11 protein-coding genes are annotated in these 9,766 nt (G+C 65.9%); 1 reads left to right on the top strand and 10 read right to left on the bottom strand.

Annotated features, from left to right (window positions below; translation table 11 throughout):
• Positions 1 to 190: 190 nt before the first annotated feature.
• A complete protein-coding gene (locus tag HA052_RS26445; protein ID WP_166454333.1) occupies positions 191 to 1,012 on the bottom strand; it encodes a class I SAM-dependent methyltransferase in 822 nt (273 codons plus the stop codon).
• Between the two features lie 420 nt (positions 1,013 to 1,432).
• A complete protein-coding gene (locus HA052_RS26440; RefSeq protein ID WP_166454332.1) occupies positions 1,433 to 2,365 on the bottom strand; it encodes an alpha/beta hydrolase in 933 nt (310 codons plus the stop codon).
• Positions 2,366 to 2,800: 435 nt separating this feature from the next.
• On the opposite strand from HA052_RS26440, the gene HA052_RS26435 reads away from it, so the two are divergent.
• On the top strand, positions 2,801 to 3,172 hold the full coding sequence (locus HA052_RS26435; RefSeq protein WP_166454331.1) for a DUF1484 family protein: 372 nt from the start codon (positions 2,801 to 2,803) through the stop codon (positions 3,170 to 3,172).
• A 305-nt stretch (positions 3,173 to 3,477) separates the two neighbouring features.
• On the opposite strand, the gene HA052_RS26430 is transcribed toward HA052_RS26435, so the two are convergent.
• From HA052_RS26430 to HA052_RS26395, 8 genes are all read right to left on the bottom strand, one after another.
• Complete coding sequence (locus HA052_RS26430; RefSeq protein ID WP_166454330.1) at positions 3,478 to 4,059, bottom strand: GNAT family N-acetyltransferase; 582 nt, start codon at positions 4,057 to 4,059, stop codon at positions 3,478 to 3,480.
• 10 nt (positions 4,060 to 4,069) lie between these two features.
• Positions 4,070 to 4,615, bottom strand: a complete 546-nt coding sequence (locus HA052_RS26425) for a cysteine hydrolase family protein (RefSeq protein WP_166454329.1) — start codon at positions 4,613 to 4,615, stop codon at positions 4,070 to 4,072.
• Positions 4,616 to 5,054: 439 nt separating this feature from the next.
• On the bottom strand, positions 5,055 to 5,933 hold the full coding sequence (locus HA052_RS26420; protein ID WP_166454328.1) for a phosphoribosylaminoimidazolesuccinocarboxamide synthase: 879 nt from the start codon (positions 5,931 to 5,933) through the stop codon (positions 5,055 to 5,057).
• Entirely contained in the window at positions 5,930 to 6,616 is a 687-nt protein-coding gene (locus tag HA052_RS26415) for a DNA alkylation repair protein (protein ID WP_166454327.1), read from the bottom strand. Before HA052_RS26415 ends, HA052_RS26420 begins: the two co-directional genes overlap by 4 nt.
• The gene (gene fos / locus HA052_RS26410) at positions 6,613 to 7,032 is read right to left on the bottom strand and encodes a fosfomycin resistance glutathione transferase (RefSeq protein WP_166454326.1); all 420 of its coding nucleotides are present in this window, start codon (positions 7,030 to 7,032) and stop codon (positions 6,613 to 6,615) included. Before fos ends, HA052_RS26415 begins: the two co-directional genes overlap by 4 nt.
• 184 nt (positions 7,033 to 7,216) lie before the next feature.
• Positions 7,217 to 8,347, bottom strand: coding sequence for a 5-(carboxyamino)imidazole ribonucleotide synthase (locus HA052_RS26405; RefSeq protein WP_166454325.1), 1,131 nt, complete (start codon positions 8,345 to 8,347; stop codon positions 7,217 to 7,219).
• The gene (purE, locus tag HA052_RS26400) at positions 8,347 to 8,835 is read right to left on the bottom strand and encodes a 5-(carboxyamino)imidazole ribonucleotide mutase (protein WP_166454324.1); all 489 of its coding nucleotides are present in this window, start codon (positions 8,833 to 8,835) and stop codon (positions 8,347 to 8,349) included. The genes HA052_RS26405 and purE overlap by 1 nt, the downstream gene beginning before the upstream one ends.
• 102 nt (positions 8,836 to 8,937) lie before the next feature.
• Positions 8,938 to 9,766 (bottom strand): CPBP family intramembrane glutamic endopeptidase (locus HA052_RS26395; RefSeq protein ID WP_166454323.1); only part of this gene is annotated, 829 nt, incomplete at its 5' end.

Genomic DNA, 9,766 nt, shown 5'->3' with positions numbered 1-9,766 from the left:
CCATTATGCTCAGGGCCCGGAAACGGGCCGAGGCGACAGGCGTCAGTGGCGGGAGAGGGGGCCGACTGCGGCTCCCCCACCCTAGGAGCGATTGCTCGTTATAGGTAGGGTGGGAGGAGCGTAGCGATACCCACGCGGGAATCCCATAGGGAGATGGCTTCGCGGAACGCAGCGGACTTTGAAGCGGTTTTTAGTATACGAAGCGCTCGCGCAGGTCTTCCAGGTTCAGCTCTTTCAGAATCGCCTCCTGGCGTTCGCGCGCGCTGCTTTTACGCTGGCCGGTGTACTTGGCGATGATCAGCTCGTTCTTCATCGAGTGCTCCCAGCCCACCAGCTCGGTGACGGTGAGCTGATAGCCGCGCGCTTCCAATTGCAGGCAGCGCAGCACATTGGTGAGATGGCTGCCGAACTCGCGGGTGTGGATGGGGTGGCGCCACATCTCGGACAGCGGGGTCAGGCCGAAGCTCTGGTTTTTCTTCTGGCGCAGCACGCCGGCCACTTCCGCCTGGCAGCAGGGCACCAGCACGATGTAGCGCGCGTTCTTGGCCAGCGCGAAGCGGATGGCGTCGTCGGTGGCGGTGTTGCAGGCGTGCAGCGCGGTGATGATGTCCACCTGCTCCGGCAATTGCTCCGAGGTGATCGACTGTTCCACGCTCAGGTTCAAAAAGCCCATGCGTTCGAAGCCAAGGCGAGCGGCCAGCTCTTGCGAGCGGCTGACCAGTTCCGGCCGGGTTTCGATGCCGTAGACGCTGCCGGCGGCCTTGTCCTTCAGGAACAGGTCGTAAAGGATGAAGCCCAGATAGGATTTGCCGGCGCCGTGGTCGGCCAGGCTCATCTCGCCTTTTTCCGCCAGCACGTCGGCCATCAGCGGCTCGATGAACTGGTACAGGTGGTAAACCTGTTTCAGCTTGCGGCGGGTGTCCTGGTTGATCTTGCCGTCGCGGGTCAGGATGTGCAGCTCTTTGAGCAGTTCCAGCGATTGCTGCGGTTTGATCTCGGGAATCAGGCTCATGGCGGCCTCCTGCGAAAAACGAATCGCCGGATTTTAGTCCAATTCGCGCCGGCGCGCTTGGGAGCTGTTTCTGATCCTTCCGGTTCGGAACCATTGCCCAATGCCTTGAATCCGCTTCGCGGATGATGATTTAGGGCCGGTTCCGCCCGGCGAACGGAAAGGGAGATTTGCGCGGCCAAATCTCCCTTTACCCTAAAGGCCGCCCTGCAAGCCTGGCCTACGGCTTCCCGCTGGGCCCCGTCAGGCCCGAGGCGCGGCTGAACTCGCAGCGCGCTAACGTCGCGGTGCTCAAACAAGCAGCCGCTTAAAACCTCGGGCCTGCCACCCATCGGCAGGTTTGAAGGGAGTGGGGGCGCGTCGAATACGCGGTTTCCTGCGTTTTCAAAGTACTGAAAAAGAATCGTGAACAGGTTCTCAGGCTCAGCCTGTACTGACTGGCTGCGCGCTAATCCGCTCCAGCCAGCGCAGCATGTCCTGCTCCACTTCCACGCGGTTGGTTTCGTTCAGCATTTCGTGGCGGCCGCCGGGGTAGACCGTGGTCTGCACGTCCAGCAGGCCGGCTTCGCGGTAGCGGATTTCCAGCTGGCCCAGGCCCAGCTTGCCCAGGCTGACCGGGTCGCGGCTGCCGGCCAGCAGCCAGACCGGACAGCGGCGCGGCAGGCTATCGCCGCTCGCCTCGCCGCGTTCCATGGCGATGATGCCGCCGAACAAATCTATCCACAGGCCGGGGCAGGGGTCGAAGCCGCATAGCGGGTCCGCCAGGTATTTGTCCACTTCCGCCGGGTCGCGGCTCAGCCAGTCCATGCCGGTGCGGGCGGGCAGAAAGCCCAGGTTGAAGCTGCCGAAAATCAGCCGCGCCAGCAGCCGGCTGGGACGCTCCGGGCTGCCGAAGCGGGCCGCCAGCCGCGCCAGGCCGCGCAACAGCCAGGCCAGCGGGCGCTGGCGGTAGCCGGTGGCGGACAGGATCAGGCCGGACAGCGCCGTGCCGTGGCGCAGGAAATAGGCGCGGGCGATGAAAGAGCCCATGCTGTGGCCGAACAGCGCCACCGGCAGGCCGGGATGGCGTTCCGCGGCGTGGCGGCGCAGGGTGTCCACGTCGGCCACTACCTTGTCCCAGCCATTCTCGGCGGCGAAATGGCCGCGCAAGCGCGGCGCGGCGCCGTGGCCGCGGTGGTCGTGGGCGTAGACCGCGTAGCCGGCGGCGGTCAGCGTTTGGGCGAAGCGGTGGTAGCGCACCGCGTATTCGCTCATGCCGTGGGAGATCAGCACCACGGCGCGCGGCGCGCCGTCCGGCAGCCAGCAGGCGGCGTGCAGGATTTCTCCGTCGTCGGCGTTCAGGTGGAAGGTTTGCATGGCGGTGAGCCCTTTTATGACCTGTTTCGACCGCGTCGCGGCATCAGGGTTGCGGCGAAGCGGCGGCTTCACAGCAGAACATGGCGCGACGATGCTGGCAAGCGCTATCCAAATGTCCTGGCGCGGGTGCCGTCACCGGGATGGGGTGCCGGTTTTCCGAAACGCGCCCGGGCCCTCCGCGCTTGACCAGGCCCGGCAGGGTGGGCAACATGGGCCGCGTGCCGTTTCATACAGCGCGGCATCAGGAATGGAAGCCTGAATAGAATCGGGGGATATCATCCCAATGCCACGCTATAGTTGCGCCCATCAGGGCAGGCTATGGCAGGGAGGCCTTTGGCCTGCTGGCTCCGATTCGCCTGCCTTCCAACCCTGTCATATGCCTGCCCATCTTGATTGGAAGCGGGATGGCAGGCTCACATTGGATCGGAGCCCGTCATGCCTTTATTATCAGTTCTGTCCCTGCTTTCCAAACCGCCTCCGCCCAAGGAGGCCGCTCAATCCCCAGCCGCTCTCCCGGCGGCCAGCCGTCTGATCAAGACCGTCAAACATCTGCAAGGTCTGCGTTCGGAAAATACCGCGCTTGCCGCCATTGATCCCGTTCTGATTCATTTAGCCCGTTGCTGCGAGCATTACGACGATGTTGCCGAAGAATTGCGTCAATGCAATGAGGCCTTGGGCGCGGTGCTGTTGATGCTGCGTCACACCGAAAACGCGCAAGTGCGCGGCAAGGCGCTGTGGGCCTTGCTGGAGCCTTTGCAGCAGCGTTTGCAGGAGGCGATGGAGAGGCTGGAGACGGTGACGTCTTAGAACCTGTTTACGATCTGCTGCGTGTCGCGAGCAAGGCCTTGTTTCGCTTTGGTTGGCGTGATCCTCAACCGCGGGTGCCGGTGGGTATCGCCTACGGCTCCACCCACCCTACGTGCGGTCGTTGGCCAGGGGTAGGGTGGGTGGAGCGCAGCGATACCCACGCGGCTGTCTTGAAGAGGTTTGGGGCGCTTCGGATAGGCGGTTTCCTGTGCGCCAAGCCAGGGCCAAAACACTGAACAGGTCGTGCACAGGCTTTTAGCGTGGCTACTCGTCCTACTGATGCGCAGTAGATGGTGGACAGGCGCTCAGGCCAGCATGTGTTCCGGGTCGAAGTCCGGATTCAGCCGCGAGCTCAGCACGTGGTCGCGCCAGGCGCCGTTCAGATAGAGGTAGTTCTTGGCGTGGCCTTCGATCTCGAAGCCCAGGCGCTTGAGCAGGCCGGCGCTGCGCAGATTGTGGGGCTGGTAGTTGGCCTGGATCCGGTGCAGCCTGAGGGTGTCGAAGGCGCAGCGTATCACCGCTTCCAGCGCTTCGCGCATCAGGCCCTGGCCCTGGCAGTGCTGGTCCAGCCCATAGCCCAGATGACAGGACTGGAAGGCGCCGCGGCTGATATTGCTGAGGCCGACGCTGCCTATCACCCGTTCCGGCTCGGCGTGCAGCGCCAGCAGGAAGCGGCCGCCGCGGCCTTCTTCCCAGTCGCGGGCGCGCTGGCGCAGCTGCATGGTCCAGTACAGCTCGGTGAAGAACATGTCGCCGGGCTTGGGGTCCCAGGGTTCGAAGTGCTGGCGGTTGCGGACGTGGAAGTCCAGCATCGCGCGCGCCTGCGCCGGCTGAGCCGGCAACAGCAGCAGTCGCGGCGTGCTGAGGGTGGGCTGGGCGATGGGCATGCGGGGCGGGTCAGGCCTTGGCGGGGAAAGCGATCTCGGCCGCCGCGCGCAGCAGGATGGGCACGCCGAAGCTGCCCAGCTTGGGCAGGGTGGCGTTTTCATGGGCGCGGATTTGGGCGGCGCTGGCGTGGTCCTTGTCGTGGGTGGTGTGCGCGTCGCTGGCCAGGATGATGGCGTAGCCGTGGGCCGCCGCGCTGCGGGTGGTGGTGTCGATGCAGAATTCGCTGGCGTAGCCGGCGATGACCAGTTGGCCGACGCCCCATTGTTGCAGTTGCTGATGCAGGCCGGTGCGCAGGAAGGAGTCCGGCGTGGTCTTGCGCAGGTAGTGGTCGTCCGGCTGGGCGTCCAGGCCGCGGGCCAGTTGCCATTCCGCCGAGCCGTGGATCAGCGGCGCGCTGGCGCGTTCATGCTGAACCCATACCACTGGCGTTCCAGCCGCGCGCGCGGCGGCGGCCAGTTGGTTGAGGCGGGCGATGATGGCGTCGGCCTGGTCGGCGCGGGGTTCGTGGTCGAACATGCCGCTTTGCACGTCGATGATCAGCAGGGCGGTTTTCATCGGGGTTTCCTGTCGCGGGATTGAGTCGCCAATGTCATATGAAACGGCTTAAAAAGCAAGCCCCGCCGAGGCGGGGCTTGGAGCTGGCTCGGAGAATGTGCTTACGATTTTCCGGCAGTGTGTTGAAACATTATTCAATACTCAGGAAACCGCGTATTCGACGCGCCCCAACTCCCTTCAAGCCTGCCGATGGGTGGCAGGCCCGAGGTTTTAAGCGGCTGCTTGTTTGAGCACCGCGACGTTAGCGCGGTGCGAGTTCAGCCGCGCCTCGGGCCTGACGGGACCCGGAGGGAAGCCGTAGGCCAGGCTTGCAGGGCGGCCTTTAGGGTAAAGGGAGATTTGGCCGCGCAAATCTCCCTTTCCGTTTGCCGGGCGGAACCGGCCCTAAATCATCATCCGCGAAGCGGATTCGAAAGTACCCGGCAAGGTAAACAGGCGCTTAGGCGGTCAGCCTGTCCAGCGCTTCCTTATACTTGGCCGCGGTCTTCTCGCGCACCTCCAGCGGCACCGTCGGCGCCGGCGCCTGCTTGTTCCAGCCGGAGGCTTCCAGCCAGTCGCGGACGAACTGCTTGTCGAAGGACGGCGGGTTGCCGCCCGGCGCATAGCTGTCCGCCGGCCAGAAGCGGCTGGAGTCCGGGGTCAGCGCCTCGTCCATCAGCGTCAGCACGCCGTTTTCGTCCAGACCGAACTCGAACTTGGTGTCGCAGATGATGATGCCGCGGCTGGCGGCGAATTCGGCGGCGGCGCGGTAGAGCTTGATCGCGGTGTCGCGCACCTGGGCGGCCAGATCGGCGCCGACGATTTCCTCGCAGCGCTGGTAGCTGATGTTTTCGTCGTGGTCGCCCACCGCCGCCTTGGTGGACGGGGTGAAGATGGGCTCGGGCAGCTTGTCGGCCTCGCGCAGGCCGGCCGGCAGCGCCAGGCCGCAGACGGTGCCGCTTTGGCGGTATTCCTTCCAGCCGGAGCCGGCCAGGTAGCCGCGCACCACGGCTTCGATCGGCACCGGTTTCAGGCGCTTGGCCACCACGGCGCGGCCGGCCACTTGCGGCAGGTCGGCGGCGGAGACCACGTCTTCCGGCGCGTCGCCGGTCAGGTGGCAGGGCACCAGCTCTTTGAGCTTGTCGAACCAGAAGTTGGAGATGGCGGTGAGGATCTGGCCCTTGCCGGGAATCGGATCGTCCAGGATCACGTCGAAGGCGGACAGCCGGTCGGTGGCGATCATCAGCATGCGCTGGTCGTCGATCTCGTACAGGTCGCGGACCTTGCCGGAGTAGATTTTCTTCAAGCTGGTCAGTTGGGTGGTGTTGAGTCCGGTCATCGGAAATCCTCGGTGGAGCGGGCAATGTGTTTCAAGGCTTCGCGCCGGCTGAGCCCGGATAGCGGCGTGGCCGCGACAAAGGCGCACACGGCGCGGGCGTCGGTGTAAGCGTATTCGCGCAAGGCCCAGCCTATGGCCTTGCGAATGAAGAATTCGGCGTCGCCGGCATTGGCGGCGCAGTAGCGGAACAGGCGTTCGGCGTCGGTGTCGGTTTTCCAGCGCAGCTGGTGCAGGATGGCGACGCGACGCAGCCAGAAGTCGGCGTCGCCGCTGAGCGCGTCCATCTTGCCTTGCAAGTCCGGGTGTCGGCGTACCAGTGTGCCGACCACCCAGGCGGCCAAGCCGTCCACGCAGTCCCACCAGGGCTTGGCGGCGGCCAGGGTCAGCAGCCGCGGCAGGCTGGCGGCCGGCAGTGCCTCGGCGCGCGCGGTCAGCAGGTCCACCGCCGCGTATTGGAATTCGCGTTCCGGTTGCCGCCACAGTTGTTCGGCCAGCTCCAGGCAGTATTCCGCGGTTTGGGTCTTCAGCGCGCGGATCCAGGGCGTGGACACCTTGCGGCGCGCCGGGGTGGGCACGCCGAGAAAGTCGAACTGCTCGCGCATATAGGCGCGCATCGGCGCGGCCTTGCCCGGAGCGGCGGCGGCGCTGAGTCCGGCGCGCAGCGCGGCGATGTCGGCGTTCATGCTGGAGCCTCGTCGAAGAAGCGCATGCCGGCGTAAGGGCGGGCGCGGCAGGCGGCCAGCCGCGAGGCCAGCGTGCCGACGTGCAGTTCCAGCTGATGGCCGTCCGGGTCCAGGAAGTAGAGCGAGTCGCCCTCGCTGCGGTTGTCCCGCCATTGACGGACGCCGGCGGCGGCCAGGCGCTCGCGCCAGGTCGGGAAGTCGGCGGCGTCCACGCAGAAGGCGTAATGGGTGTAGCCGGGGGCTGGCGCGGCGGCGGGGTCCAAGGACAGGCACAGCCACAAGCCGTCCAGGCTCAGATAGCCGCCGCCGTCCCAGCGCGCGTGGGGTTGGCAGCCCAGGGTGAGGGCGTAGAAGTCCCAGGCGCGCTCCAGATCGCGCACCGCCAGGGTCAGGTGATTCAGTCCGTTCAGCTTCATGGCGAAAAAATGGCGAAGTTCTGTAAGAACCTGTTCAAAGTTTAGCGAGCTAGAGCGAGACAAGGCGAAAACGGCTGAAGAAGCGGAATGGTCATGTGGTACATGAGCATTCTGAAGTCGTTTTCAACGCCGTATCGCCGACGCGCAGCAGACATTGAACGGGTTCTTAGGTTTCGCCATGCGCTTACAAAGTGTCCTTCAAAGCCCGGGCCTGATCCAAGGCCTCGTCGGCCGTGGCCGCCATCACATTGAAGTGGCCCATCTTGCGGCCGGGGCGCGCGCTTTTCTTGCCGTACAGATGCAGTTGGGCGTTGGGCGCTTCCGCCAGCACGTCCCAATTGGGCTGGCCGCCGTTGTCCTTCCACACATCGCCCAGCAGGTTGACCATCACCACCGGGCTGAGCAGGTCGGTGCGGCCGGGCAGCAGGCCGCACATTGCGCGCACCTGTTGCTGGAACTGGTCGGTTAGGCAGGCGGTGAGCGTGTAGTGGCCGGAGTTGTGCGGCCGCGGCGCGATCTCGTTGACCACCAGGCTGTCGTCGTCCAGCACGAAGAATTCCACCGCCAGCACGCCGACGTAGTCCAGCGCCTCGGCCAGCTTCAGCGCCATGCTCTGGGCTTCGGCCGCCAGCGCCGGCTTGATGCGCGCCGGTACGATGGATTCGTCCAGGATGCCGCCGGCGTGGATGTTCTCGGCCACCGGGAACACCGCGCACTGGGTGGCGCTGACCCGGGTGACAATGGCGGACACTTCCAGCTGCAGGTCCAGCATCTTTTCCAGCACGCAGGCCTGGCCGCCCAGATTGGCGTAGGCGGCGCGCGCCTCTTCCGCGGTGCTTACCCGCACCTGGCCTTTGCCGTCGTAGCCCAGGCGCGCGGTTTTCAGGATGCCGGGCAGGTAGGGCGCAAGCTCGACCTGAATGTCCTCCACGCTCTGGATGGCCAGATAGGGCGCGGTGGGCAGGCCGGCCTTGGCGATCCAGGCTTTTTCCACGATGCGGTCCTGGGCGATGGCGACGCAGTCGCCGGACGGGGACACGCGGGTGGTCTTGGCCAGCAGGCGCATGGCGTCGGCGTTGACGTTCTCGAATTCAGTGGTGACGGCGGCGCAGCTCTTGGCCAGGTCTTCCAGCGCGGCGGGATCGTTGAACGGCGCGCACAGGTGGCGGTCGGCGAAGTCCGCCGCCGGCGCGGCTTCGTCCGGGTCCAGCACGGTGACGCGGTAGCCCATGGTCTTGGCGGCCACGGCGAACATGCGGCCCAGTTGGCCGCCGCCCAGAATGCCCAGCATTGCCGGGGGCAGGATGGCGGCCATTATTCGATCTCCGGCAGGGTCATCGCCAGTACGGTCTGTTCCTGCTTGCGGCGGAAGGCGACCAGTTGTTCCGCCAGTTCCGGGCGGGTGGCGGCCAGCATGGCCACCGCGAACAGCGCGGCGTTGGCGGCGCCGGCCTCGCCGATGGCGAAGGTGGCCACCGGGATGCCCTTGGGCATTTGCACGATGGAGAGCAGCGAATCCTCGCCGCGCAGGTATTTGGACGGCACCGGCACGCCCAGCACCGGCACATGGGTCTTGGCGGCCAGCATGCCCGGCAGGTGGGCGGCGCCGCCGGCACCGGCGATGATGGCCTTCAAGCCGCGCTCGGCAGCGGTTTCTGCGTATTGGAACAGCAGGTCGGGGGTACGGTGGGCGGAGACGACGCGGGTTTCACAGGCGATGCCGAAGTCTTTGAGCACGCGGGCGGCGTTCTGCATGACTTCCCAATCGCTGTTGCTACCCATCACGATGCCGACTTCAATCATGGCGGAGAAGCTCGCTGGTTGAGGCTAAAGCCGGGATTTTACCCGATTGAGGCCGGCTGCCGTTATGGTTTTTTATTTTGACATCAAGGTACTTAGGGCATATCACATCAGCCGCGGATAAGTGAACAGAATCAGGTGTACAGCGTTGAAGGCGACATGGGCCAGCACCGCCCACAAGACCTGGCGGGTGGCGGCGTAAACCAGGCCGTAACCCAGGCCGGCCAGGGTGGCGAGGCCGACCCAGACCCAGCCGCCGGCGATGTGGACCAGGCCAAAGGCCACGGAGGCGGCCATCAAGGCGGCGAAGGGTTCGGTGCGCAGCTCCAGCCAGCGTTGCAGGCCGGCGCGGAAGAAGGCTTCCTCGGCCAGCGAGACCAGGAAGAAGTTGGCGAACAGCCAGGGCAGCAGCCAGTGCGGCCATTTCGGCGCCCAGGCGATGACGCCGGCCACGCTGGCCAGACCCAGCACGACCAGCAACAACAGCGCGCCGACGCCGGCGGCGGCCGGTCCCCAGCGCCGCTCCACCTGCGGACTGGCGGACAGCACCATCAGCAGCAGCCAGCCGGCGGCGCCTTTGTCGTAACTCCAATACAGCCGATAGGGCGCGCTGTTCGGCGTGCTCAGGCCTTGCCACAGCAAGGGGTTGTCGAAGCCGGGCAGCGCGTGCAGCGCCAGCGCCAGCAGCAGCGCGATCCAGACCAGCCACAACTCCGGCCGCCGGTAGTGGCGCGCGGCCAGGCTGACGGCGAGGGCGGCGAGGAGGGCCGCCGCGCCCAAGGGCTGCACCAGGCCGCTGGCGACGGCGATGCCGGCGCTGCTGAGCGCGGCCAGCCGGGAGGGCCAGCGCAGGCGTAGGCTTTCCGCCAGCAGGGCGAGCGCCAATAGTAGGAAGGCTGCAAGGGACAGGGAATCCGGCAAGGGCGGGGTGGGC

This window comes from Chromobacterium fluminis (assembly GCF_011602385.1).
GTDB lineage: Bacteria > Pseudomonadota > Gammaproteobacteria > Burkholderiales > Chromobacteriaceae > Chromobacterium > Chromobacterium fluminis.
The sequence above is the reverse complement of the archived record's forward strand: the minus strand, read 5'-3'. Positions and strand labels throughout refer to the sequence as shown.

Excerpts from the sequence above, each read along its gene's own strand:
- HA052_RS26415 (WP_166454327.1), bottom strand. The coding sequence starts at position 6,616 with ATGAACGCCGACATCGCCGCGCTGCGCGCCGGACTCAGCGCCGCCGCC.
- fos (WP_166454326.1), bottom strand. The coding sequence starts at position 7,032 with ATGAAGCTGAACGGACTGAATCACCTGACCCTGGCGGTGCGCGATCTG.
- HA052_RS26435 (WP_166454331.1), top strand. The coding sequence starts at position 2,801 with ATGCCTTTATTATCAGTTCTGTCCCTGCTTTCCAAACCGCCTCCGCCC.
- HA052_RS26420 (WP_166454328.1), bottom strand. The coding sequence starts at position 5,933 with ATGACCGGACTCAACACCACCCAACTGACCAGCTTGAAGAAAATCTAC.
- HA052_RS26405 (WP_166454325.1), bottom strand. The coding sequence starts at position 8,347 with ATGGCCGCCATCCTGCCCCCGGCAATGCTGGGCATTCTGGGCGGCGGC.
- HA052_RS26430 (WP_166454330.1), bottom strand. The coding sequence starts at position 4,059 with ATGCCCATCGCCCAGCCCACCCTCAGCACGCCGCGACTGCTGCTGTTG.
- HA052_RS26440 (WP_166454332.1), bottom strand. The coding sequence starts at position 2,365 with ATGCAAACCTTCCACCTGAACGCCGACGACGGAGAAATCCTGCACGCC.
- purE (WP_166454324.1), bottom strand. The coding sequence starts at position 8,835 with ATGATTGAAGTCGGCATCGTGATGGGTAGCAACAGCGATTGGGAAGTC.
- HA052_RS26425 (WP_166454329.1), bottom strand. The coding sequence starts at position 4,615 with ATGAAAACCGCCCTGCTGATCATCGACGTGCAAAGCGGCATGTTCGAC.
- HA052_RS26445 (WP_166454333.1), bottom strand. The coding sequence starts at position 1,012 with ATGAGCCTGATTCCCGAGATCAAACCGCAGCAATCGCTGGAACTGCTC.